Source organism: Bacillus sp. CCB-MMP212, from assembly GCF_022748145.1.
Classification (GTDB): Bacteria; Bacillota; Bacilli; order Bacillales; family Bacillaceae_G; genus Bacillus_A; species Bacillus_A cereus.
This window is the reverse complement of record NZ_JALDQE010000014.1, coordinates 69,038-93,806: the sequence shown is the minus strand read 5'-3', so window position 1 is coordinate 93,806 and position 24,769 is coordinate 69,038. Positions and strand designations below refer to the sequence as shown.

Genomic DNA, 24,769 nt, shown 5'->3' with positions numbered 1-24,769 from the left:
ATGAGTTTTTTACAAATACGTAACGTTTCTCACTGTTTTTTTGCAAAAGAGAATGCCAAACTTATTCTCGAAGATATGAGCTTACAAGTGGAAGAAGGCGAATTTATTTCTATACTCGGTCCAAGTGGTTGCGGTAAAACAACGCTCCTCTCAATCATTGCTGGATTACTTGATCCAATTGACGGTATCGTCTTTTTAGATGGTGAACCGATTACAACGAAAACATCATCTATGGGATATATGTTGCAACAAGATTACTTATTCCCTTGGAAAACGATTGAAGAAAATATTATGCTTGGACTTCATATTCGAAAGATTTATGATGAGCAGATGAAAGAACATACTTTAAATCTTTTAAAACAAGTCGGTCTTCATGGTGTAGAAGAACAATATCCTCGTGAACTATCCGGCGGTATGCGTCAACGTGCCGCTCTCGTTCGAACATTAGCGACTGATCCGAAAATTTTATTACTAGATGAACCATTCTCCGCACTCGATTATCAAACGAAATTAAAACTAGAAGAACTCGTTTTCAACTTACTAAATAAATATAAGAAAACATCACTACTTGTTACTCATGATATTGAAGAAGCGATCGCGATGAGTGATCGTATTTATTTACTGCAAGCGAATCCCGGAAAAATCGCAAAAACCTTTATCGTCCCGGAAAGTATCCGTTCTTTATCACCGTTAGAAGCACGCCATCACTACGATTTCCCAGCCCTCTTTCAAGATATATGGAAGGAGCTGGAACGACTTGGATAATATAAAACAACTACATGAACAATTTCGAAAGAACGAACGCAGACGCGCTTGGATTGCTCGCTCGCTACAACTTTTACTACTTATACTTTTCTTTGCACTATGGGAAATAGCTAGTAAAAAAGAATGGATTGATCCTTTACTCTTTAGCTCTCCTTCGAGTATTTGGGATCTCTTCTTAACGAAATGGATCGACGGTTCACTTTGGGTCCACATATGGACGACATTACTGGAAACAGGAGTAGGCTTCATTCTCGGAACAGTACTTGGTGCTATTATTGCCACGTTCCTTTGGTGGATGCCACTTCTAGCCCGCGTACTTGATCCTTATCTCGTCGTCCTAAATGCAATGCCAAAAGTTGCACTCGGTCCAATCATCATCGTTATTTTCGGTCCAAACATTTCATCTTCTATCGCAATGGGAGTAATCATTTCCATCATCATTACCATTCTCGTTATTTACAGTGCATTTCAAGAAGTCGATTCTAACTATATAAAAGTGATGGACACATTTGGTGCAAATAAATGGCAATGTTATAAGCAAGTCGTTCTCCCTGCATCCTTTCCAGCAATTATCTCAACGTTAAAAGTAAACGTTGGTTTATCATGGGTCGGTGTTATTTTCGGAGAACTTCTCGTTTCCAAACAAGGACTTGGCTACTTAATTAGCTACGGATTCCAAGTCTTTAACTTCACACTCGTCTTACTTAGCGTACTACTCACATGTGTTCTTGCAACTCTTATGTATGTTTTTGTTGAGGCATTTGAAAAAATTCTAATTGGAAAAAGAAAAAGAAGCTGACTCAAAACAGTACGCTATAGTCAGCTTCTTTCTTTTACCTTTTATCACACATTTTCGTTTCATTTGTAATGTTTCCATCCGCAACCGTAACTGTATGGAAACAGTCTTTCACACGTACTGTAACGACATTATCTTTTCGATCTATCACATGATAATCATTAAACTTTTCATTCAAAGCACTACGAATTTGCTCCCCTTCAAAAATCGGAAAACCGTGAGACATTACCCAAATGAGACCAGCAACAGCAAGAATCGTTTTCATACGTTTCATTACCTCCTCGAGAGTAAACTTATAGTCCCTACAACACGCGCATTATAATTGTGTCTAAATTGTGACATTTTTATACTAATTCTATTTTATACCTCCAGTTCCTTCTTCTTTTAAAGAAAAATACAGAATTTTCAATTTTATCAATATAAAAAAACGCAAAGAATTAAAAATTCTTCACGCTTTACTTTAACGAAACTATATCGAACACATAACTTACATTAGTCTCCACTTTGTTGTTCTATCGTTTTCGAAACATCATATAATCCTGACAGCACTTCCGCTCTCATTTTTACAAGCTCAGGGAACTGATAGAAGAAAGCAATTTTCTTATATTTTAACTCTGTTCCTTCTTTCACTTTTTTTGAATCTTGTAAAATGAACGCTGTAAATGTATCTGCGATATCTTCTGCTACATTTGTCGTTCCATACTGTGAGACAAACTCATCTTGCTTTTCTTTAAAAAACTCAATTTGAGTTTCTTCACTTTCTTCTACTTTCTTTTCTGTCCACTCTTGCTCAATAGGCTTCCAGAAAGAGTTATAAAATTGATTAATATAAGATTTTCCCTTCGCACATCCCTCTTGTAAGAAAAGATTTCCACATTTATTTCGGTACGTTGAAATATCTTTATCTTCTTCAAAAGCCTTTACATAGTTTTCATCTACTGGTATTTGCTTATGCCCGAGCGTCAACACGTGAGCCGTCTCATGAATTAATGTTTTCATCACTTCATCGATATTTACCGCAGAATCAAGCGTATCTAGGCTAAGAGTCCAGTCTTTCGGATTCTCCATACTCGGCATAACATGGGCAACAACACCGTCATAACCATCTGTTATTAAATCAAATTCTGTTATATTCCCACGATATTTAGCTGGAATGAGTGTACGATACATATCCCATAAGTCTTCATGATACCCTCTATCTTGACGTTGTTGTAGCACCTCTTCTTTCGCTTCTTTATCTTCAGCGAATACTTTATTTAAACGTTTCCGTTCTATTTTTTCAAAATAAGGATCTACAATTTCATCACCATCGATATAATAAGAAGCTAAAAAGAAATAACTTTCATCATCATCCTCATCATCTTTTTTCTGCTCTGCCTCTTTCATATCCGCACTTTCATGCTCTTCTATTTCATAATCTTCTACTGCTTCAAGCTCAGATAATCCATCTATTTTTTCATATACTTTTTGAAGTTTCTTATCTCCTATTTCCACACATTCTTCGTCTGTTTTACACACTTCTTTTTCTTTCACACTCTTCATAGAACTTTCGCATCCTGCTAGTAAGCCGATTGCAACGATAACCCCTACTAACTTGCCATACAGTCTCTTCATACAGTCCTCCATCAATACATTCTACAAAAATATAATAATCATTTTTTAACGAATATGCGATAATTAATTATAAAAACTGCAAGGAGGCTTCTCATGATTCGTGCAATCTTATTCGACTTAGATGGAACACTATTAGATCGGCGCCAATCTTTAGAACAATTTATTTGTGAACAATATAATCGCTTCTCCTCACATTTGATGAGTATAGAGAAATCAGAGTATTGTTCTCGATTTCTTGAACTCGATAATAATGGTTATACGTGGAAGGATAAAGTATATGCTACTCTCCTTTCCGAATACAACATTACTACTTTAACGCAAGAGCAACTGCTACACGACTATATTACAAACTTCCAACATCATTGTATTCCTTTCAAAAACACGCATGAACTACTTCAACAGTTAAAACAGCGAAACATTAAAATTGGTATTATCACAAATGGTTTTACTGAATTTCAGATGAGCAACCTTCGAGCACTACATATACATACGTATACAAACACCATTCTCGTTTCAGAAGCTGAAGGAATTAAAAAACCTCACCCTGAAATTTTCGAACGTGCTTTGCAAAGACTAGATGTTAAGGCAGAAGAATGTCTTTATGTTGGAGATCATCCAGAAAACGATGTGCTTGGTTCTGAACAAGTAGGAATTCTTGGTGTTTGGAAAAAAGATTCGTTTTGGGGTGATTTTAAGCATTCACGTATCGTAGATGATTTGTTGGAGGTGCTTTCGTTTTTAGAGGTGGAGATAAAAACACAATAATAGTAATTAAATTATATCAATAATTTTCACAATATATTGATTCACCGACAAAAAATAATAAGAGGAAGCAGTTGTTCAAAAACGCCTCCCCTTCCTTTATTATTCATATACTGTAAACTGCGGTTTACTCGGATGATCTTTTACTAGCGCATCATCTGGAAACTTTGAAACTTTTTGATATAAGGCAATGTCACCGATACAACCTGCTGTTAGTAGAATTCCTAAAAATGAGAGTGGCTCCAGATTCATAGCTACTCCCAATACAATTGGCAAAATTCCAGTTGGTAAAAACGGAAGCATTAACACTTTCTTCATTTGCTTTACTGTAACCGCCTGTTTAGAATGAGCATATGCAACACCTAATTTCCAATTAACGCCCCATTTTAGTTCACTCCATGGAACACCTCCGATATAGCGAAAGCCAATTAAATGTATTGCCTCATGAATACAAACGAGAACAATCATTGCGATAATAAAAAGAAACACAGTTGGTAACGTAATTTCAACTTGAACCCCGCCTGAAAGAAGTGCATGTAAAAAACTAATTCCAAATGCCAAAACAAATATTATAAGAAATGCATAGACATTTAATTTAACCATAGACACAGTAACAGTCGTTTCTTTTCTTTTATCCATCTTCCCCCTCCTAAAATGTAAAGATATATTTACATTTATTCTTACATACAAAAAAAAGAAACCGGCTACTTTACTTCGTAAAACAGCCGATTTCTTCTATATGTTTCATCGTACGCGCTAATACGTCATCGCGCATTATAAAGCTAAATTTTCTATTCGTTTTAATGTTGTCAGGAATGTCTTTTAATAAAACAGACCCTTTCGTTTCTTCGTAATGCGTATGTTCTTCTACCGCACTAATTGTTGCAAAATAAATGTTTTTAATGATTATTTTGTCTTTTCCAGATACTTTGTATTGTCCTAAGTAAGTTAAATCAGAAACTATGCCGCCGGTTTCTTCATGAACCTCTCGAACTGCCGCTTCTTCCGGTGTTTCCCCTATTTCTACTTTACCACCTGGAAATTCAAGACCGCGACGTAAATGATGTGTTAATAACCATTGATCCCCGTACCGGCATACAACCCAAACATGCTTTGGCTCAGGAGAAAATGGATAACGTTCAAACGATAATTGTACAGTGTTGTGGTAATAATCTTTAAATTTGTACATGCCATTACTCCCCTATTGATGGTTACAAGTTTTTCCTACCACAAATTGTAGCATATTCTCGCTTTTCTGCATAATATTATCCAATTACAATCCATTGATTATTCCCATTTGCGCGACTAATTCTTTCGTCTCATGATTTCCTAAATCGTAAATCATTTTATATGCTTTTTGTAGTTGTTCATCATATCGGTCATTATTTGAATCGTGATGATACTCAACAAATGGAACGTGGGAGCGTACAAATGACCCTAAATCTTCTACATACGCTTGATCAAAGTGCTCTCTTAATTCCGTAATTTCCTCATCATTTGCGGAAATCTCAAAATTATACGTATCCGCCGTCTTCACTTGTGAAATTTGACCATTTCCTATTGATATATAATATGTTTTTTTCGTCTCCATGTAACACCCTTCTTTCATCCTTTTATTTTCTATTGTTTTCATCAATTACAAAATTATGTAAAATAAAGAAAAGGAGGGATTTTATGTTCAAAATATTAATTATCGGTATTATCATCGTCCTAATCATCCTCGTACTCTCCATCATGACAATTAATAAAGGCTATGCTTATAAACATTCCGTCGATAAACTAGAAGACAATCCTTATACAAAAAAGAATAAGGAGAATTCCTAATATGCTTCGTATACTTCGCATCATAGTAGCACTCACTGTGATCGTTATGTCGGCAATTGGATTATATACAGGTCAAAATAATTTTTTACCTCTTTCACAATTTCTATTAGGGGCTTTAATGTTTCTCATCGCATTTGAACAAATAAAGAAAAAGGAGGCAGCAACTGGATTTATTTGTATTATTGCCGGTGCTTTCATTTGGATTGTTCTCATCATTAGCTATATCAAATAAAAGGAGGTACATGCATGCTAAAAGGAGTACGGATTACTTTATCACTTATTGCTTTATGTATAGCAATCTATGGATTTTTTACTAGTAATAGAGAAATAATGCCGTATATGTTTATCTCTTTAGGAGTTATGGCCCTCACCATAAGTTTAGAGGAAATATTAAAAAGGCAAACAGGAGGTAGTGTGCTCGCTCTACTAGCAGGAGCCGCTGCTTTATTTATTGGTTTCACAGAAATATTCCGATAAATGGTCTAAAGGAGGCTATACAATGCTAACTCTAACTATATTACGGAGTTTTTTAGCATTTCTCATGCTTCTCTTACTCATTCTAAGCACTTATATCCATGTTACCGATAATTTTTCACTTCTCCCATACGTACAATTTATTCTCAGTTGTTTCTTTATTCTTCTAGGAATTAATGAATTGAAATCCGGACGAAAATCAATGAGTATCCCGTATTTTTTCGTTTCCAGTCTCATATTCTTCTTTTTAATATCAAACTACTTTCGTTATATGTAGAATGAAATTTTGACCAATTTAGCATTTATAATTATTTTCTCTCAGTAACTATTTCTTTCTACTTAAGGGGGATTCCATGTTAAAAAACATTCAAATTATAATCGCCACTATCGCTCTTTTTCTCGCCCTATTTAGCTTCTTTGCAAACTTCACTATTCTTTTACCTTACGTGTTTATCCTTTTAAGTATTATGTGTATCCTTTTTGGAATCGATGAAATAAAGAAGCAGCAAAAAACGAAAGCATTTGTTTATTTTCTCTGTTCTGCCTTTGTTTTATATGTTGGAGTATGTAATATATTTTCATAAAAAAGAAGAGTATGGTTGCTCTTAGGACAATAAAAAAACTGCCCTTTCACAGGCAGTTTTTTATTTTATCCAAACACTTTCTCAAGTTCATCTTTATCTTGGCTTAACCAGAAGTTCATTAAGCGTTGTGCTCCTTCTAAGTCGTGAAGCTTCGCTTGACCACATTGTGTTTCATTTGCAGCTGGAATTTCTGTAATTTGAACCGCATCTTTTAATGTTAATTCTAATAAATCAATGATTTCTCGTACTGTCGGTGTTCCGCTTACTACAAGATAATATCCTGTTTGGCAGCCCATCGGTGAAATATCGATAATATCAAAATGCGGATAACGATCAATATATTTACGTAAATTAAATGCTAATAAATGTTCTAACGTATGAATAACATCTGGTTTCATTGCTTGTTTATTCGGTTGGCAAAAACGAATATCAAATTTATTTACAATACCGTCACTACCTACATTGTGAACTCCGCAATGTCTTACATAAGGTGCCTTTACAATCGTATGATCTAATTCAAAGCTTTCTACTGATGGCATACAACATCTCTCCCGCTTTTAATTTAATTCCGTTATATCCAATATGATATAACGGAAATGCGCATTAGTAAAGTATTATGTACCGTCGTGCTATAATACTTTAAGACTATGCTGAAAAGGAGACCATTATGAAACAGATTTTTATTGGGATTATACGCTTTTATCAAAAGTTCATTTCTCCGATGACACCACCAACTTGCCGCTTTTATCCGACTTGTTCTCATTACGGATTAGAGGCGTTTCAAAAACATGGTGCACTCAAAGGCTTTTGGCTTACTTGTAAGCGTATATTAAAATGTCACCCTTTCCACCCGGGAGGATTTGATCCTGTCCCAGATAAAAAGGATGACAAAGTAAATTCTTAATTGTCGTAACCATTCACAACTAAATCTAATTTTCCTGTATCAGGATCTATAACAAGACCGTGAACAGGTACTTCTTCTGGAAGTAATGGATGGTTGCGAAGTATCGATACGCTATGTTCTACACTTTCTTCTACACTAGAGAACCCTTGTAGGAATCTTTCTAAATCGATTCCAGAATAACGGAGTGTATCTAATTTCTCATTTGTTATACCCCGCTCTTTCATCTTCTCAATTGTACTGCTTGCTTGAATTTTTGCCATACCGCAATCGTGGTGACCAACTACACAAACTTCATCAGCACCAAGTTCATATACAGCAACTAAAATACTACGCATAATACTTCCGAATGGATGTGAGATAACAGCTCCTGCTACTTTAATAATTTTCACATCACCATTACGCATATTCATTGCTTTTGGTAATAATTCAACAAGACGAGTATCCATACAAGAGATAATTACCATTTTTTTATTCGGGAATTTTCCCGTTTCATACTCTTCGTATCTTTTCTCTTCAACAAATTTTTCATTGTATTGTAAAATCTCTTCTAATGACTTCATAGTAAAAAACCCTCTTTTCTCTCATTTACATTACTTATATAGTGTACCAAAATATGAAAAACTCAAAAAGGATATCGCTTTATAGTAAAAATAAGATATTTTCAGATAATCGACATAATTCTTTCAAAATATACACACAGCTTTGTAACAAGTCTCACATACTTTAAACGTATTTTCACTATAAACTGATTGTAGATAATGTAAAAAAGGAGTGAATATTTATTATGTCCGACGTTCTGTTACTGAGTCGTTTTCAATTTGCAATTACTATTTTTTATCACTTTTTATTTGTACCTTTGACAATCGGACTTGTCATTTTAGTAGCATGTATGGAAACTCAATACGCCCGCACATTGAATCCAACATACCGTAAAATGGCAAATTTCTGGGGTAAATTATTTACAATTAACTTCGTAATGGGGATTATAACTGGGATTACGATGGAATTCCAATTTGGAACGAACTGGTCTGAGTACTCCAAATATATGGGAGATATTTTCGGATCACCTCTCGCAATCGAAGCACTCGTTGCCTTCTTCTTAGAATCTACTTTCATGGGAATATGGTTATTCGGTAAAGACAAAATTTCACCAAAGTTCCGTGCCTTCTGTATGTGGATGGTTGCACTTGGAACAAACATTTCCGCACTTTGGATTATTACAGCAAACGGATTTATGCAAAACCCTGTTGGCTACGTAGTACGTAATGGCCGCGCTGAATTAAATGATTTCTGGGCACTCGTTACAAATCCATATGCTTGGAATATGTTCTTCCATACTGTCATTGGTTGTTATATCGTAGGTGCTTTCTTCGTTATGGCAATTAGTGCCTATCACTTATTACGTAAAAATGAAGTGGAATTCTTCAAAAAATCATTTAAGTTTGGTTTAATGTTAGGCTTATTCGCCGCAACAATTACACCGTTTATGGGACATCAATCTGGTGTATCAGCAGCTAAATATCAACCAGCAAAAGGAGCTGCGATGGAAGCAGTTTGGGAAACTGGAAAAGGACAAGGCTTCTCAATTGTTCAAATTCCTGATGTAAAAAATGAGAAAAACTTTGAATTCCTTACGATTCCAAAACTAGGAAGCTTCTTCTATACAAACTCATTTGATGGCGAAATCGTTGGCTTAAAAGACATTCCAAAAGATGAACGTCCAAATGTTAACCTCGTGTATTATAGCTTCCGCTTAATGGTTGCACTTGGTATGTTCTTTATGGCATTAACTTGGTATGGCTTCTATTTAAACCGAAAAGGAAAACTAGAAAACTCAAAACGTTATTTAAAAATTACAATATGGTCTGTCTTACTTCCTTATATCGCGATTAACGCAGGATGGATTGTCGCTGAAGTAGGTCGCCAACCTTGGACAGTATATAAACTAATGCGTACAGCAGAATCTGTATCACCTATATCTGTCCCGCAAATTTGGTTCTCATTAATTAGTTTAATTTTGTTCTACACTTTACTTTTAATCGCAGACGTATACTTAATGCTGAAGTTCGCGAAAAAAGGACCTGCAGCATTAGAAGAACCTGCTACTGAGGGAGGTGTGGCCCATGTCTCATGATATGCTTGCAATCATCTGGTTCGGTTTATGGGGCGTGATTTGGACAGTTTACTTCATCCTTGACGGGTATGCACTTGGTAACGGAATGATCTTTCCTTTCGTTACGAAAGATCGACAAGAACGAAATCAATTACAAGAAGCAATTGGCCCATTCTGGGGCGGTAATGAAGTGTGGTTAATTACAGCTGGTGGCGCAACATTTGCTGCCTTCCCAGTCACATATGCAAATATGTTTAGTTATCTATATACACCGTTATTCTTAGTATTACTTGCACTGTTTGCGCGTGCCGCTGGACTGGAATTCATGCATAAAGATGATTCACCGATTTGGCAAAAAACTTGTAAATGGGCATTTGCAATTGGCAGTTTTTTAATTGCTTTCCTATTCGGTGTTACATTCGCTAACTTGTATTACGGACTACAAATCGGAAAAAATGGCTATGAAGGAAATTTACTTAGCTTACTAAACCATTACGGTATTTTAGGAGGGTTGTTCTTCACTGCTATATTTGTCGTATCCGGTGCCCTTTGGGTCATGATTAAAACGACTGGTGAAGTATCCGACCGTGCTTATAAAATCGCAAGACCATTTTCAATGGCAGCAGCTATTATTTTAGCTATCTTCTATGTAGCAACTGCTAATCGGACAAACTTATTCCAAAACTTTACGGAATATCCGGTACTATTCATTCTTCCAGTACTTGCAATGCTAATGAGTGTACTCGCACTTATTATGGTGTACAAACATAAAATTGGCCTTGCCTTCACATTCGTTTGCCTAACAATCGCAATGTTTATGACAACTGGCTTTGCAGGTATGTTCCCAAGAATGTTACCATCTCGTATTAACGATGCATACAGTACAACGTTATACAACGCAGCTGGTAGTCAATTAAACTTAAAAATTATGTTCTTCGTTGCAATGGTCATGGTACCAATCGTTATTGGATATCAGCTTTGGAGCTACAGTATATTTAAAAATAAAATTCATAAAGACTCTGCTAAAGGATATCACTAAAATAAAAAAGACACTTCGTTTGAAGTGTCTTTTTTTGTACGTATGATTTTCGATAAGATGTTATATTTCTAATCTAACAACTACACTATAGAAGAATCATTAACAGCTCACAGCTAGATTGTATCATAGGGCAACTTCATCATTTTATGCAATTTTACATACTGTACTATAAGGTAAACTGTATCCCCTGATCATTCGCATCATTATCCCATACATCAGCTGTACTAATCCCGCTAAACGTTTGTACTTTCATTCCTGTATTTGATGATCCCGATCCATTATAAGCCTTCGTCTTTTCAATCGGCTGTACGTTATATTTGTCACCTACATTAATTGTTCCATTGCAGTTTTCAATAATAACACCTTCCACAACTGCCGGCATTTTGTCACCCACTTTCATTTCTTTACTTTTATTTTATGAAAATCGCCTAGAAAAATAGCATGTTTCAATAAGAAAAAGCACTCAAATTGAGTGCTTTTTCTTTAAGCATAAAGACAAGTTTGGAGACAGTTGACTTCTTCAAAATTTTATTAGGGGTAATATTTTGAAAAAGAAAGCCTTTCATATGTAGGTTAACACCACTGGAATATATAGTAAATTGATAATATTTATACGGAAGATTGCTAATGTTTAGTATAGATAGTTTACACTATGCTAACAGTGAAAACTATCTATACTAATAAAAAAAGGTGCCTTCAAAGAAGCCACTTTTCAAAAACAGACACTATAAAACAGAATTATTTATTGTTATACGATTGTTAGATACAAAAAGTAGAGGGAAATGTTTGTATTAAATTCTGCTTTATAAAGTCTGTCTACAACTTATATTGTAATCCTCTTCATTTGAAAAAAAATATAATATGCACAATTGCATACAAAAAGAAAAAGCACTCTACTGAGTGCCTTTTCAACCATTTTACTTTTAATATATCGCTTTGAATATATTGTAACATACGTATCTATATATTTTATTGAGAAAATTCAAAATCATTTTTTCTTTCATTTTTACTTATAAAATCATGTAATATAAAAGGTATGTCAAATTCTTATACAAATTGAGGTGTACTATATTTATGATGTATTTCGGAATTATTCCTCTTATACTATTTATTATTTTTCTTATTTCCTATTTAAAAGATCCGCGAAAAATAATAAACGGCTTTTTATTTAATGCCTTTATCTGTTTTTTCCTTCTTTTTTGTGTGATTGTATCATTGAACTCAGATAGTGATGTCCTACGCTACATTATATTTTTACCTTTTTTAGCACTTCTCATTATGCTTCCTTTCGGTATTGTTGCTTTAATGTTTGGGCTATTTCTTAATGCTAGAATTTTAATGAAGCGAGAAGGACGACGGTTCACTAACTGTTTAACACTCCTTGCTGCTTTAGGGATGTTATTCTTTATGTTACTCCCTATTATAAATCCAGCAAGTTTGGTTTCATCGCATTTAGAGCCTATTTTTGCAGCTATTTCTCTTATAAGCATATATTTCTTTATACACTTATCTAACTTCTTAAGTGCATATTTTTTATACCAATTCAACAGACCAAGACGTAATCAAGATTTCATCATCGTTCTTGGTAGCGGCTTAATTAATGATAAAGTACCACCTTTACTTGCAAGCCGCATTAATAAAGCGATTGACTTCTATTGGAAACAAGCCGCTGTTAATACACCACCAACAATTATTTTTTCTGGTGGACAAGGTCCAGATGAAGGTCTTCCAGAAGCGGAAGCGATGCAAAGTTACGCTGTTGAAAAAGGAATTCCTCTTGAACATACAGTCCAGGAAAATCGCTCTGTAAACACATATCAAAATATGCTGTTCTCTAAAGAAATTATGGATTCTTTAAAACCAGAAGGTAAATATAAAAGTATTTTTACAACGAATAATTTCCACCTTTTCCGTGCTGGTATATATGCAAGACAAGCCGGTCTTAATAGCCAAGGTATTGGATCAAAAACTGCATTTTATTACTGGCCTAACGCAATGATCCGTGAATATGTTGCGATTGTCGTAATGGGACGTAAGCGTCATATGAAAATATGTGGAACTATTTTAGGTTTCGCTTTATTCGTATCAGTACTTAGTTTTATATTTTCTTAATAGCATCCCATCCTTTGAAAGGATGGGATTTCTTATACTGATTTCAAAAATATTTTAAAGATAATATGGTCATAATATTCCCTGCATACATCCATTAAAGGAGAAATTTTTCAAATTAAATGTTAAAATGGAATTTAGGTGTGAATTACGTAACAAATAAGAAACTAGTTTGAAACGAGGAAATTACATGGAGAAAATTATCAAAAACAAGCCCAATAAGCTAAAAATTGCTTCGAAAGCTTTGATGATTATTATTGGGGCATTTATCACAGCGTACGGATTAGAAGCAGTATTAATTCCAAATAACGTATCAGACGGTGGTGTGACTGGTTTAAGTATCGTTAGTTCAAGATTATTTGGATTGCCATTAGGAGCTCTAATCGCAGTTATTAACATTCCTTTCGTTTGGTTAGGGTATAAGCAAATCGGTAAAAGCTTTGCGATTTATTCCATTATCGGGATTGCTTCATTAGCAATAGGTACCGTTGTCATGCACGGAATACCAGCTATTATTGAAGGCGATACATTATTAGTTACAGTTGTTGGTGGTATTATCATCGGTTTTGGTATGGGACTAGCATTACGTAACGGTGGGGCATTAGATGGAATCGATATGCTTGCTGTATTGCTTTCTCGTAAGTTACCATTTGGAACGAGTGACCTTATTTTATTCTTAAACATGTTCGTATTTATTTTCGTATCAACCGTATTCGGTCTTCAAGGAGCTATCCTTTCGGCAATTGCTTACTTTATCGCTTCGAAAGTGATTCATATCGTTGAAGTTGGTTTAAGTGGTTCGAAAGCATTTAAAATCATTACAAAAGAGCCTGAATTGATGGTAGAAACAATTCGTGATCGTTTAGGCCGAAGTGCAACATATAACGAAGTATACGGTGGTTATTCAAGAGAGAAATTCAAAGAAATTTCTTGCGTAATTAACCGTTTAGAAGAAAGTAAAATGAAAGAACTTATTAATGAAATCGATCCTAATGCCTTTATTACCGTTTATGATGTAGCAGAAGTAAAAGGCGGTAATTTCAAGAAACGTGATATTCATTAATCATTATGAAAAAAGAGGGTGTGCTAAAATTTTGGCACACCCTCTTCTTATTATTAAGTTGCTATCGTTGTCAGTTTTTGTCGGTAAGTCGATATATTTCAATAATCGCTGATATATTTTGAGTTGTGGTCGATATATTCTAATAATCGCTGATATATTTTTACTCTCCCCTCTTACGCCTAAATTGCACCACCCGAAAGGAATTAGTTCCTATAACAAGAAAAAAGACCAAAAAGCAACTTACACTTTTCGGTCTCTCTACTATCTTCTCTTCGTAATTTTCCCTGAACCACCGACCCTCGTTTTCGGAGGAGATGTATTTCTTGGCGGCGTTTTAATAGATGATTTCGGCTTCACATCTGATCCACTTGAACCACCTGGTGTTTTTGTAATTTTACCCTTGCTTCCAGTAGAAGGTGGGGGCGTCGTATTACTTCCTTTTTCAGTAATACTTCCCTTATCACCTACTGATGGTTTCGAATCTACATTATCGCCTCGCTTAATGATAGACCCTTTCCCTTCCTTCGTAATTGGAGGTGGGGTTTTCTTTTCTTCTTTCGTAGGTGGTCTCTCTAGAATAACTGGTTTATGATTTTGTCTGTCATTATATCCTCGATAATCACCATATGATGATTTTCGTGAACCGAATATATCGTTTAATATGCTACCCATAATATATCCTTGCAAGAAGGACGGTTGGTAGTTTTGACGGACAAATTCTTCATTACTTACTTCAATTAACGTATCAGATGGTTTCTCTTTATCCTTTTGAAGGTTATACATTTTATCCGAATAAACGAGAAACATTTGATTTTCGTCTTCTTTAGATGCTTGTTTCGGTTTCCTTTCGGCTATAAGTTCCTTCGCGACTTCAGGAACTGACCGATTGGCGGCCCTATACACGTAAGATTCTTGTTTACCTTCCTTTGCGACAGACTCAAGCGGATAACGGTCTTGAATCGATTTTGTCTGCCCGCCTTGACAACCTGATAAGGCATAACCAGCAATAACAAGTAATGTAACGATAGCAAGTATAGGGATCACAAACGATTTAATCATGGTAAACAATCGGTTTGACATGATTACGCCCCCTTACGTTGCTCTTATAATTTGTACATCAGCAGGAATGATTGCTTCTCCCTCATACATCATTGTACGACCATTTTGCCATTCAATACGCAATAATTTTCGATTATCTGATTGGAATTCCCAGACGTACTGTTCCTCTGAAGCTGAGAATGGTGTTTTCCCCATCACAACAACACGTCCGTTATATTGTTCTTCCATATGGTACTCTGTATCATCCATTTCAATTGTCGTCGGAATTTCCTCAATTGAATCTAAGCGACCATCAATTGGTGTATATAATTTGTAATACGTATTTTCACGATCTTCAATTTTTAAATAACGAATGTCTTTCCCGTCTTGCAGTGTTAAAACAATTTCCTTGCGAGAATGCATACTCGTTTTCCCAGTTAATTCGTACATGACTAATGAAACTTCAATCATATCACCAGGAGCTAACGTTAAAAGACTTTTTTCCGGCTTCGGTGGCTCTGGGCTTTTCATTATATTTTTAATTCGTTTAAATAAACTCATGATCTACCCCTCCTTTTCTCTTTATAAACAAGCACCTAAAATAAGTGCACCAACAATATGTAATGATCCGGCTAACATCGCATGTGCAACGCTACCTTCTTTCGTACCTTCTTCTAAATCAAGACCAGACATTTTCTTTAATACGAATTCGATAAACATTTCTACCACTAATAAAATAACGAAAGAAACTGCTGATGCAAGAAGTGCTTGCCATAAATCATTTGCTTTCGTTATCGATTGAGATAAAATGTACCCTTGTGCAAATAATTTCATAATAAAACGAGTTGTTACAGCTGTATTTCCATTTTTGATTTCTTTTAAATCATTGTATTTTGTAAAAATCGAATCAACCCACATAATTGCAAATAAAAGTACTGCACTCGCTCCAGTCCATACAAGCATGGCAACTACATTCATCCATGTCATTGCAAAACCTCCTCAAAAATATAATAGAAAACCGACATGAATTTGTTTAGACATGTCGGTTCATTTGTCTCTATTCTATATTATTTCTCATACTGCTTCATAATACGAGCTAATTCATCGTCAACAGCAGAATTTTTGTTTAAGCTTGCGAATTCATCATCTAATGACTTTTCTTTCTTATAAACTTCACCGCTTGCTTCCGCTTCAGCCTCTAATTGAAGAGCTTTCTCCTCCATACGGCTTAAACCAGCCTTTGCTGAATTTGAATCAAATCCAGACATCGCCTGATTAATATTCTTCTGTGCTTTCGCTGCATTTACACGTGCTACAAGTGTTTCACGTTTATTTTTCAGCTCTGTTAATTGCTTGCGCATTTCTTCTAACTTAAGACGAAGATTATCAGCAGCAGCTTTATTTTGCTCGTAGCTTGCTTTATACTCATTCATCTTTTGCTCTGCATTTTGTTTTTCTTCTAATGCACGACGCGCAAGATCTAAGTTATTAGCTTGAACAGCCATATGAGCTTGCTCTTCACGTTTTTTCACAAGTGCTTCTTGCTCTTCAAATAATATTTTGAATTTCTTCTCAAGTGCGATTTGAGCTGCTACACTTTTCTCAGCTTCTTGTACATCCGCTTGCATATCGCGTAAATATTGATCCGTCATCTTAACTGGATCTTCCGCTTTTTCAATTAACGAGTACACATTCGACATTGTTAAATCTCTTAATCGTTTAAATACAGACATCTAAATTCCTCCTATGATATACCTCATATTTCAAATTCACTACTTGGAAAACTGAAAAATCTCCCTTTACAGTAAAGAATATTCATTTTTACAGCCTATGTGTTTATTATAACAAAACTAATATGTCCTTACATGTTATTTCCAAAATACATCCATTATAATATGACATTCTATATACAATATTGCATTTCTAATATATTCTCATTATCCCTCTTTGAAATTAACTTACTTTTGTGCAATTTCACTAAATTACATAAGTGTAATGTTACTGTAAGCTAACTCGATAGTTGCATTCCGATATTTCTTATACACTAATACCAGAAGCAACAAACAAGCTTCTTCACATGTAAGCACTAATACAAAAATTGTATTTACTATAAAACATATAAAAGGAGAAATCATCATGAAAAAATTAGTAGGAATCGGATTAGCAGCAGCAATTTCATTTGGAGCATTATCAGGTTGTTCTTTATTAGGAGAGAAAGCGAACGGTTTTGTACTGTACGGCTCAGAAGAACAAGTTCAACAAATTACAGATAAAAACAAAAAAGAAGTGAAAGAAAAAGACTTCTATAAAATGAAAATGACAACATTAGATGGTAAAAAAGTTCTTGTAATGGATAAGAAAACTGGTGAAGAACTAGTGAAAAAAGAGTTACTTAGCAAAGTTGATGAAAAAGACAACACGAAACCACTTGATAAATTACCAGCTGTAACAACAGAACAAGGTGTATTATTCGCAAAAGAGAAAGTAGAAAATGCTACACTTGATGGAGCGAAATTAAAATATGAAGGCAACACAATTATCGGAAGTGGCCGTGCATATACAGATATGTATGCGATTGTTGATGACGCAACTTACAGCAATGTAAAAGGTGATGAAAAATCTGTAGGTGTATTAAAATTTGATAAAGACCCGAGTAAAGAATTCCCTGGTTACAAAGGCGTAGAAGCTTCTCAACTTGTAAAAATTAAAAAGTAAAACAAAAAAGCTTTGCGAAATTTCGCAAAGCTTTTTTCTATTTATTATGAGCAATTTGCTCCATATCCGGGCTACAAGTTTGCGACTGACATGACTTATTTAAAGAACATGCCGCGCATTTCCCTTTTTTACTTCTCTTTACAAAATTAACTAACGTATATGCTGCATAACCAAAAATGATAGCTCCAATTATAATATTGACCATCATCACAATACATCTCCTTCTAGAATCCGAGTAGGGATCCAACTTGGTATATAATGAGCGTTAATACATAAGCAACTACGAGTGGATACACGACTGAGAAAATCGTCCATTTCGCTGATCCTGTTTCACGTTTAATAACAGCTACAGTCGCTAAACACGGAACATATAATAAAATAAAGAACATAAATGCATAAGCTGATAATGCTGTATAATGTGCTCCCATTACATTTCCAAGCACATCTTCTTTAACCGCATAAATAATTGCCATTGTAGAAACGACAACTTCTTTCGCTAAAAATCCTGTTAAAAGGGATGCCGCAGCTTGCCACGTTCCAAAGCCGAGCGGTGCAAATAATGGTGCGATAAATCCACCAATCATCGCTAAGTAGCTATCTCCCATATCAACGCCAAATCCTGATGGACCTGCATAATTTAATAACCAAATAACAACCGAACCACCAAAGATGAATGTACCAGCTTTACGAACAAATCCCTTTCCTTTCTCCCACGTGCTCAGCCATAACGTTTTCGCTTGTGGCACACGGTAAGGCGGTAATTCAATTACGAAAATAGATTTTTCTGCTTTCAAAATCGTAAGAGACATAATTTTTGTAACGAGTAATGCCAGAACAATACCTGCGACATATAAAGAAAATACAACAGTCGCCTGACTATTAGGGAAGAATACGCCCGCAAATAATGCATATACAGGTAATCGTGCTGAACAAGACATAAACGGTGTTACTAAAATTGTAAGTAAGCGCTCTTTCTCCTGTTCAATCGTTCTCGCTGCCATAATACCTGGAACGTTACATCCAAAACCGATAATCATCGGAATAAAAGCTTTACCGTTTAAGCCGAAAAACTCCATAATTCTATCCATAACAACTGCAATTCGCGCCATATATCCTGAGTCTTCTAATAATGAAATGAAAAAGAATAGTGCAAAGATTTGTGGTACGAATACTAATACAGCACCAACACCGGCAATAATACCTTCTGTAACAAGTGCTTGAATAAAATCAGAAGCTCCAATACTTGTAAGTCCAGCCGTCACCCAATCCGTAAGCTGACCACCAAAAAACTCATCTAACATATCCGATAAAGGTGTACCAATCCACGTAAACGTAACCTGAAAAATAAAAAACATAACTGCTAAAAAGATTGGAAGTCCTAAAATTTTATGTGTAATTAATCTATCAATTTTTTCTGAAAAAGGAATTTTTCCTTCTTTCTCATGCTTCATAACATTTGTTTTTAACTTTTCAATATACGCTTCACGAGTTTTGTAAATGTGCTCTTCTAACGTACAATCAAGTTTTCCTTCTAAGCGAGATCGAATGGCTATGAGTTCCTTATAAATTGGTAATGCTTTCATTTCTTTTTCTACTACTTCGTTATTGCTTAAAAATTGAAGTGCTAACCATCTCGGATGCTCATAATTCGCTGTCTCTAAAAGAGCAATTACTTCTCCAATTCCTTCATCCATTTGTACACCATATGAAATAAGGAATGGCTTTTTCTCCTTTTTGTCATTTTCTTTAAGAGTCGCAAGTAGTTCTTCACAACCTTTTCCACTTCTTGCAACGACAGGAACGACTGTTACACCTAATAGTTCTGATAATCGTTTTACATCAATAACAATTCCTCTTTGCTTCGCCACATCAACCATATTTAAACCAATTGAGACCGGCTTACCAAATTCAAGTAATTGCAACGTTAAATGCATATTTCTCTCAAACTGCGAAGAATCTACGATATTTAACATATGATTAAATTCTTCTGTTAATAGAAAGTTTGTTACAACACCTTCATCACGTGAAACTGGATTTAAATCATACACACCTGGTAAATCAATTAATGTTCCTTGTCTATCTTTTAATTTACCAACCTTTTTTTCTACTGTTACACCGCTCCAGTTTCCTACGTATTCATAAGAACCAGTAAGTGCATTAAATAATGATGTCTTCCCTGTATTCGGATTCCCTAGCAAAGCTACCTTATTCACGCTAATTCCACCTTTATCATTTTCGCGTCACAATGACGAATACTAATTAACTGTCCACGACACTCCAATGTACAAGGACCTTTGAACATCGCTTTCTGTTTCAAGCGAAGTTCGCTTCCTTCCGCAAGACCGAAAGCAGCTAGTCTACGCTTTAATAGCTGATCTAAAGACTGAATACTTTTTACTAACACTTTCTCTCCAATTTTAATATCTACTAAGCTCATAACCTTCCCCCTCAGAAGAGAATGATAATTATTTTCAAAAAAATTATACCACACCCAATTTCTCTTGTACTATACCCTTTTGCTTCATATTTATTAACATTTCGCTACAATTCTATTTCAATTATTGTCATACAGCATTTGTTTGCCATTCTCATCCATTTCGCTTACAATAAACAATAGCAAATAAAGAATCTCGTTATCACTGGGGGAGCCATGCCGCTGAGAGGGAACACTTCGTTCCGACCCTTCGAACCTGTTAGTTAATGCTAACGCAGGGATTGTGCAAACGTCCGAAATACATACCTCATTTTTATTTACGTATTTCGTATCCTCCTATGATATCTATTCTTTTTTGTACAACTTGGATTTAGGGGGAGACAACATGCGTAACACCAATTTACAAGCGATGATCGAATCTGCTATTCTTGCAGCCTTCGCCTTGGTCATCGACATTTTACCACTTTCAATCAAAATATCAGCAACAGGCGGTTCCATTTCATTTGCTATGATTCCTATTTTTATTATCGCATACCGCTGGGGCTTCAAAATGGCTTTCTTAGGAGGCTTAATTTGGGGATTATTACAAATTGTCGTAGGCGATGCCATTATCGTCACACCAATTCAAGTATTAATTGAATACTTTGTTGCTTTCGCATTCATTGGATTTGCTGGTTTATTCTATCGTCCAATTCAAAAGGCGCTTTTAGCGTCAAATGAAAATAGCGAAGAACAATCAAATTTAGGTAGCCGTAAAGACAAACCTTCATCAAAACCAAACCAAGGAAAGAAAGTAATTGGATACATTATCGTCGCTACTTTTATCGGTAGTCTAGCTCGTTACTTCTGTCACTTTATCGCTGGTATCATTTTCTGGGGACAATATGCACCAAAAGGCCAATCGGCTTTCCTATATTCTTTAATATTTAACGGTAGTACAATGATTGGTTCCTATATTCTATGTACCGTTTTACTTATATTTTTATTTATCACTTCACCACGCTTATTCAAAAGCATCAGTGCTTATCAAATGAATACACAAAAAAAGGGCGCTTAATGAGCGCTCTTTTTTCATATCGTAATATTAATTAAAAATACAATAAATGCGCAAAAGAAAATAAATACCATTATACTTAGCCAATTGCTATGCACGGTTCATCGACTCCTTACATAACCTCATATTCTAAACAAATTATACTGATTAAAAATAAAGATTAGGTAAAGATAATATGAAAATAATTTAAAAAAACGTAGATTATATTTTCTACGCTTTTTTCGGTAAATAGAAATAAAATAACACACCATCTTCTGTATTTCCTGCCCCATATTCAGTATCATGTAGTTCTAAAATATTCTTTGAAATGGCAAGCCCAAGCCCCGTCCCACCTTGTGAACGCTGACGAGCTGTATCCACTCGATAAAAACGATCCCAAATTTTATCTAATTGTTCTTCTTCAATGTGAGTACCTTTATTTTCAATGCACACTTTTATACGATCCTTCTCATCTATTGTAGAAATAATAATATCTTCTTTATTTGGTGTATAACGTATGGCATTCGTAATGAAATTCACGATGACTTGTTCAATCCGGCCTTGATTTGCAATCACTTCAAATGAACATATATTTTTATGAACACGAAGCTCTTTTTTCTCTATTTCCACAGATAGATGTTCACATATGTCTTCAATTACTGTATCAATATAAAACGAATCCTTTTTCATTTTATATGTACCAGATTCAAATTTAGCTAATTCAAGCATATCCAAAATTAACGTATCCATTTTGTCTACTTCTCTCTCCATCGCCTGAAAATAATACTCTTTTTTATGTTCAGCTACCCCGTCTTTTAAAATAGAAATACAGCTTTTCATAATACTTAGCGGTGTTTTTAATTCATGTGAAACACCAGAAATGAATTCTTTTCGCGTCTTTTCTAACTTTCTTTCCTTTTCAATATCTTCTTCTAACTGTCCAATATGCGAATGGAGTTTATTTGATAGCACATTAATATTTTTCGATAAATCTCCAATTTCATCTTTTGAAGTAATCGGTATTTTTTCTGTAAAATCTAATTGTGCTATTTTCTTCGTCGTATCATTTATTTTTAATAACGGTTTTGCAATTTGTTTTGAATAATAAAACGAAGCTAAAAAAATAAGAACGACTACAAATGCAATGATATAGATGTAATAATCTTGCACCATTTGTACAGCTTCATCTACGGGCTGTAAAGAAGCCATCGCATAAATATATGTTACTGATCCATCTTTTTCTTTTATTGGTTTCATTAATAATTTATATTTTATATCATTCTTTTCATGGTCCATTGTCTTTGTTGAATACTCTATTTGATTACTCTCTTTTAGTAATACATCCGTTTGAAATTCTTTTATACTATCCAAAAATAAAGAGTTTTTATAAATTGGATTTACGGGGCCTTTTACATCTGGAAACTGTACTTTCGTAACACGCCCTCCTATGTAAACATCTGGTTCTTGGGCAGCTTGCTCCTGAACGGCTGGCCTCTTCTCCTTAACAACTTGTTCCCCGGTTGCTTTCTTTTTCTCCTCATATAATTTTCTCATTTTCTCATTAAATGCTTTTTCTAGCGGTTTATTAGATCCGCTTAAATTCTGTTTAGATAAAGAAAAAGAGAATGGAATAAAACTATCTTCTTTTCTCACTCCAGAAAAATAAATTTCTTGCCCTAAAAAATGCTCTGATAATTTATTATCAATCTCCTCTATATTGACGAGATTACCTAAGGGAATTTTGAATATTTGTTGTCCAAAGCTCTTTTGTTGCCTACGATCTATCGTTACTTCAAAATAAAAATCATCTGCATGTTTTAAATTCCCGTTCTTATCTAATGTCGTAATCCACGTATTATTTTCTCTTAAAAAGTCTTGCTCTAGTTTCTGAATTTCTTCTGCATTTCCTGCATGATTTAAATAGTTCTTCTCAAAGGAATTTAAATTCACTTTAATATCTTCCACTTTTCGATTCGCATAATATTGTTTGAAAAATATCGTTTGTCCAATAAATATCGTCGCTAAAATTAACATGCATAATGCTGTTGTAAGAGTAAATAATTTTAGTACAATCCCTTTTCTCATATATTCCCCTCAAATTTATAACCAGTTCGTACTACAGTTGTAATATACTTTGCTTTCTCTCCTAATTTATTTCTTAAATTACGAATATGGCTATTCACCGTTCGATCATCGCCAGCAAATTCATATCCCCAAATTCTTGAAATGAGTTGCTCTCGCGTTAAAACGATTCCTTGATTTTTCATGAAATACGCTAATATTTCAAATTCTGTATGCGTTAAATTAATATCAGTTCGATTTACCGTAACAGTGCGTGACGGAAAATGAACGTGAATATCATGGATTGATAATGTATCATCTTCATTCTCTAAAAGTTGCTTTGTCACTTTTCTGCTTTCTAACAACCTTTTCGCTCTTGCTAATAAAATTGGCGGACTATACGGCTTCGTCACATAATCATTTGCCCCAAGTTCAAAACCAAGTAACGTATCGTCTTCATCTACGCGCGCCGTCAGCATAATAATAGGCACCTCGGACGTCTTTCGAATTCTTCGGCAAACAGACCATCCATCGAGTTCTGGCAACATAATATCTAAAATAACTAAATCAACCTCTTCTTCTTCAAATACAACTAAAGCCTCTTTCCCGTCCCTCGCTTCAAACACTACATATTGCTCACTTAAAAAATAATCTTTTAATATTTCACGTAATATGTCTTCATCTTCAACAATTAAAATGTTTTTTGACATAACTTATATCCCCCTCCCGCTTTCAGAAACTATAATTTCACTTCGAATAACTTCCAGTTAACTTCGCCTCGATAATATATCTATCTGGTGCATCCCCTATATAATTAAATGGGTAACAAGTTGTCAGTGTTAATATCGGTTCTTCTTTTTTTAGAATAACAGTACGATCATCCGCATGAGTAATCCATGTCTTTTGAATTTCATATGTGTACGTTTTATTATCATACTCTAAAACAAGAGTATCCTTTTCTTTCAACTCTCCTAAATCTGTAAATACAGTATCTCGATGTCCACTCAGTACAGTATGTCCTCCTCCAGATGGGGTTGTCGTTAAATCACTAACAAACATACCAACTCCTTTTTTCAAAGTCGTATCATCCGCTCCCCAATATATAGAAAACTTCTTCTTTATTTTCGGTATGTTTAACATCGCTACCTTTTCTCCTTCTTTATGTTCTGTTTGAGAAGAAGGCACTTGAGAAGTTACAGGTGTTTCATGAGAAAGTTGAGTATCTTGTATATTTTGAAGGCTCTTTATTTCTTCTGCCGTTAATTGCCCGGCAGAGCTTTTTCCTTTATACCATTCCACAGCGTAATAGGATCCCATGAATAGCCCTATAGCCATCAATATGATACCGATATAATTGAGTAACTTCATTCTTCATCCCTCCATGCAAAAAATGGTAGGAGTAACCTACCATTTTTAATATATGAAATTATCCCATTCTTTA

At 34.8% G+C, this 24,769-nt stretch carries 32 protein-coding genes and 1 riboswitch; of the genes, 14 read left to right on the top strand and 18 right to left on the bottom strand.

Annotated features, from left to right (window positions below):
* On the top strand, positions 1–765 hold the full coding sequence (locus tag MRP26_RS27280) for an ABC transporter ATP-binding protein (protein WP_000009022.1): 765 nt from the start codon (positions 1–3) through the stop codon (positions 763–765).
* Entirely contained in the window at positions 758–1,564 is an 807-nt protein-coding gene (locus MRP26_RS27275; protein ID WP_000368798.1) for an ABC transporter permease, read from the top strand. Before MRP26_RS27280 ends, MRP26_RS27275 begins: the two co-directional genes overlap by 8 nt.
* A 34-nt stretch (positions 1,565–1,598) precedes the next feature.
* Here MRP26_RS27275 and MRP26_RS27270 read toward each other — a convergent pair whose 3' ends face one another.
* Both MRP26_RS27270 and MRP26_RS27265 read right to left on the bottom strand, forming a co-directional pair.
* On the bottom strand, positions 1,599–1,826 hold the full coding sequence (locus MRP26_RS27270) for a hypothetical protein (RefSeq protein ID WP_000849112.1): 228 nt from the start codon (positions 1,824–1,826) through the stop codon (positions 1,599–1,601).
* A 227-nt stretch (positions 1,827–2,053) separates the two neighbouring features.
* Positions 2,054–3,175 carry a hypothetical protein gene (locus MRP26_RS27265; protein WP_063548865.1) on the bottom strand — a complete coding sequence of 374 codons (1,122 nt, stop codon included), beginning with the start codon at positions 3,173–3,175 and terminating at the stop codon, positions 2,054–2,056.
* Positions 3,176–3,268: 93 nt separating this feature from the next.
* On the opposite strand from MRP26_RS27265, the gene MRP26_RS27260 reads away from it, so the two are divergent.
* Complete coding sequence (locus tag MRP26_RS27260) at positions 3,269–3,940, top strand: HAD family hydrolase (protein WP_088024712.1); 672 nt, start codon at positions 3,269–3,271, stop codon at positions 3,938–3,940.
* Between the two features lie 99 nt (positions 3,941–4,039).
* Here the strand turns inward: MRP26_RS27260 and MRP26_RS27255 are convergent, their stop codons facing one another.
* The 3 genes from MRP26_RS27255 to MRP26_RS27245 all read right to left on the bottom strand — a co-directional run bounded on the left by MRP26_RS27255 (position 4,040) and on the right by MRP26_RS27245 (position 5,528).
* Positions 4,040–4,576 carry a DUF3267 domain-containing protein gene (locus MRP26_RS27255; protein ID WP_098390751.1) on the bottom strand — a complete coding sequence of 179 codons (537 nt, stop codon included), beginning with the start codon at positions 4,574–4,576 and terminating at the stop codon, positions 4,040–4,042.
* A 70-nt stretch (positions 4,577–4,646) separates the two neighbouring features.
* Entirely contained in the window at positions 4,647–5,126 is a 480-nt protein-coding gene (gene mutTA, locus MRP26_RS27250) for an antimutator 8-oxo-(dGTP/GTP)ase (protein ID WP_000276382.1), read from the bottom strand.
* A gap of 84 nt (positions 5,127–5,210) precedes the next feature.
* Positions 5,211–5,528, bottom strand: coding sequence for a hypothetical protein (locus tag MRP26_RS27245; RefSeq protein ID WP_000448409.1), 318 nt, complete (start codon positions 5,526–5,528; stop codon positions 5,211–5,213).
* An 83-nt stretch (positions 5,529–5,611) separates the two neighbouring features.
* Here MRP26_RS27245 and ytzI point away from each other — a divergent pair, with 83 nt between their 5' ends.
* From ytzI to MRP26_RS27225, 4 genes are all read left to right on the top strand, one after another.
* Complete coding sequence (gene ytzI / locus MRP26_RS27240) at positions 5,612–5,761, top strand: YtzI protein (RefSeq protein WP_000472791.1); 150 nt, start codon at positions 5,612–5,614, stop codon at positions 5,759–5,761.
* Position 5,762: 1 nt separating this feature from the next.
* Positions 5,763–5,993, top strand: a complete 231-nt coding sequence (locus MRP26_RS27235; RefSeq protein WP_000944455.1) for a DUF3953 domain-containing protein — start codon at positions 5,763–5,765, stop codon at positions 5,991–5,993.
* A gap of 14 nt (positions 5,994–6,007) precedes the next feature.
* Positions 6,008–6,238 (top strand): DUF3953 domain-containing protein, encoded by a 231-nt coding sequence (locus tag MRP26_RS27230; RefSeq protein WP_000912054.1) that lies wholly within the window; start codon positions 6,008–6,010, stop codon positions 6,236–6,238.
* A gap of 350 nt (positions 6,239–6,588) precedes the next feature.
* A complete protein-coding gene (locus MRP26_RS27225) occupies positions 6,589–6,819 on the top strand; it encodes a YczI family protein (RefSeq protein WP_071731803.1) in 231 nt (76 codons plus the stop codon).
* Positions 6,820–6,884: 65 nt separating this feature from the next.
* Here MRP26_RS27225 and luxS read toward each other — a convergent pair whose 3' ends face one another.
* Positions 6,885–7,358 (bottom strand): S-ribosylhomocysteine lyase LuxS, encoded by a 474-nt coding sequence (luxS, locus tag MRP26_RS27220; protein ID WP_001141371.1) that lies wholly within the window; start codon positions 7,356–7,358, stop codon positions 6,885–6,887.
* A 128-nt stretch (positions 7,359–7,486) separates the two neighbouring features.
* On the opposite strand from luxS, the gene yidD reads away from it, so the two are divergent.
* Positions 7,487–7,723 (top strand): membrane protein insertion efficiency factor YidD, encoded by a 237-nt coding sequence (gene yidD / locus MRP26_RS27215; protein ID WP_000809334.1) that lies wholly within the window; start codon positions 7,487–7,489, stop codon positions 7,721–7,723.
* Here the strand turns inward: yidD and MRP26_RS27210 are convergent.
* Positions 7,720–8,283, bottom strand: coding sequence for a beta-class carbonic anhydrase (locus MRP26_RS27210; RefSeq protein WP_000838173.1), 564 nt, complete (start codon positions 8,281–8,283; stop codon positions 7,720–7,722). The two genes, yidD and MRP26_RS27210, sit on opposite strands and share 4 nt — an antisense overlap.
* Before the next feature lie 224 nt (positions 8,284–8,507).
* On the opposite strand from MRP26_RS27210, the gene cydA reads away from it, so the two are divergent.
* Entirely contained in the window at positions 8,508–9,857 is a 1,350-nt protein-coding gene (cydA, locus tag MRP26_RS27205) for a cytochrome ubiquinol oxidase subunit I (RefSeq protein WP_001286166.1), read from the top strand.
* Entirely contained in the window at positions 9,847–10,875 is a 1,029-nt protein-coding gene (gene cydB, locus MRP26_RS27200; protein WP_000017662.1) for a cytochrome d ubiquinol oxidase subunit II, read from the top strand. The genes cydA and cydB overlap by 11 nt, the downstream gene beginning before the upstream one ends.
* 166 nt (positions 10,876–11,041) lie before the next feature.
* Here cydB and MRP26_RS27195 read toward each other — a convergent pair whose 3' ends face one another.
* A complete protein-coding gene (locus tag MRP26_RS27195; RefSeq protein ID WP_002001299.1) occupies positions 11,042–11,275 on the bottom strand; it encodes a spore germination protein in 234 nt (77 codons plus the stop codon).
* Between the two features lie 674 nt (positions 11,276–11,949).
* Here MRP26_RS27195 and MRP26_RS27190 point away from each other — a divergent pair.
* Entirely contained in the window at positions 11,950–12,987 is a 1,038-nt protein-coding gene (locus MRP26_RS27190) for a YdcF family protein (RefSeq protein WP_000990094.1), read from the top strand.
* Between the two features lie 187 nt (positions 12,988–13,174).
* Positions 13,175–14,047 (top strand): YitT family protein, encoded by an 873-nt coding sequence (locus tag MRP26_RS27185; protein ID WP_000411241.1) that lies wholly within the window; start codon positions 13,175–13,177, stop codon positions 14,045–14,047.
* 261 nt (positions 14,048–14,308) lie between these two features.
* Here the strand turns inward: MRP26_RS27185 and MRP26_RS27180 are convergent, their stop codons facing one another.
* The 4 genes from MRP26_RS27180 to MRP26_RS27165 form a co-directional block, all read right to left on the bottom strand.
* A complete protein-coding gene (locus MRP26_RS27180; RefSeq protein WP_242807147.1) occupies positions 14,309–15,127 on the bottom strand; it encodes a DUF4247 domain-containing protein in 819 nt (272 codons plus the stop codon).
* Between the two features lie 12 nt (positions 15,128–15,139).
* Positions 15,140–15,646, bottom strand: a complete 507-nt coding sequence (locus tag MRP26_RS27175) for a DUF4178 domain-containing protein (protein ID WP_000051755.1) — start codon at positions 15,644–15,646, stop codon at positions 15,140–15,142.
* Between the two features lie 21 nt (positions 15,647–15,667).
* On the bottom strand, positions 15,668–16,072 hold the full coding sequence (locus tag MRP26_RS27170) for a DUF350 domain-containing protein (RefSeq protein ID WP_000220087.1): 405 nt from the start codon (positions 16,070–16,072) through the stop codon (positions 15,668–15,670).
* Positions 16,073–16,152: 80 nt separating this feature from the next.
* Positions 16,153–16,818: a PspA/IM30 family protein gene (locus MRP26_RS27165; RefSeq protein WP_000110281.1), complete on the bottom strand. Its 666-nt coding sequence runs from the start codon at positions 16,816–16,818 to the stop codon at positions 16,153–16,155.
* Between the two features lie 403 nt (positions 16,819–17,221).
* On the opposite strand from MRP26_RS27165, the gene MRP26_RS27160 reads away from it, so the two are divergent.
* Positions 17,222–17,800, top strand: a complete 579-nt coding sequence (locus MRP26_RS27160) for a lipoprotein BA_5634 family protein (protein WP_048565089.1) — start codon at positions 17,222–17,224, stop codon at positions 17,798–17,800.
* A gap of 37 nt (positions 17,801–17,837) precedes the next feature.
* Here the strand turns inward: MRP26_RS27160 and MRP26_RS27155 are convergent, their stop codons facing one another.
* Genes MRP26_RS27155 through MRP26_RS27145 form a run of 3 tightly spaced genes read right to left on the bottom strand, consistent with a single transcriptional unit; the run spans position 17,838 to position 20,237 of the window.
* Positions 17,838–18,008: a FeoB-associated Cys-rich membrane protein gene (locus MRP26_RS27155; protein ID WP_000989598.1), complete on the bottom strand. Its 171-nt coding sequence runs from the start codon at positions 18,006–18,008 to the stop codon at positions 17,838–17,840.
* A 16-nt stretch (positions 18,009–18,024) separates the two neighbouring features.
* The gene (gene feoB, locus MRP26_RS27150; protein WP_053563489.1) at positions 18,025–20,013 is read right to left on the bottom strand and encodes a ferrous iron transport protein B; all 1,989 of its coding nucleotides are present in this window, start codon (positions 20,011–20,013) and stop codon (positions 18,025–18,027) included.
* Positions 20,010–20,237: a FeoA family protein gene (locus MRP26_RS27145; RefSeq protein WP_000060512.1), complete on the bottom strand. Its 228-nt coding sequence runs from the start codon at positions 20,235–20,237 to the stop codon at positions 20,010–20,012. Before MRP26_RS27145 ends, feoB begins: the two co-directional genes overlap by 4 nt.
* 194 nt (positions 20,238–20,431) lie before the next feature.
* A riboswitch (TPP riboswitch) is annotated at positions 20,432–20,533 on the top strand.
* Positions 20,534–20,619: 86 nt separating this feature from the next.
* On the opposite strand from MRP26_RS27145, the gene MRP26_RS27140 reads away from it, so the two are divergent.
* The gene (locus MRP26_RS27140; RefSeq protein ID WP_001246567.1) at positions 20,620–21,291 is read left to right on the top strand and encodes an energy-coupled thiamine transporter ThiT; all 672 of its coding nucleotides are present in this window, start codon (positions 20,620–20,622) and stop codon (positions 21,289–21,291) included.
* Positions 21,292–21,498: 207 nt separating this feature from the next.
* On the opposite strand, the gene MRP26_RS27135 is transcribed toward MRP26_RS27140, so the two are convergent.
* The 3 genes from MRP26_RS27135 to MRP26_RS27125 are packed head-to-tail and all read right to left on the bottom strand — an operon-like array spanning position 21,499 to position 24,696.
* A complete protein-coding gene (locus MRP26_RS27135) occupies positions 21,499–23,352 on the bottom strand; it encodes a sensor histidine kinase (protein WP_242807145.1) in 1,854 nt (617 codons plus the stop codon).
* Positions 23,349–24,038 carry a response regulator transcription factor gene (locus tag MRP26_RS27130; protein ID WP_000041862.1) on the bottom strand — a complete coding sequence of 230 codons (690 nt, stop codon included), beginning with the start codon at positions 24,036–24,038 and terminating at the stop codon, positions 23,349–23,351. Before MRP26_RS27130 ends, MRP26_RS27135 begins: the two co-directional genes overlap by 4 nt.
* Before the next feature lie 37 nt (positions 24,039–24,075).
* On the bottom strand, positions 24,076–24,696 hold the full coding sequence (locus tag MRP26_RS27125) for a class D sortase (protein ID WP_242807143.1): 621 nt from the start codon (positions 24,694–24,696) through the stop codon (positions 24,076–24,078).
* Positions 24,697–24,769 lie beyond the last annotated feature (73 nt).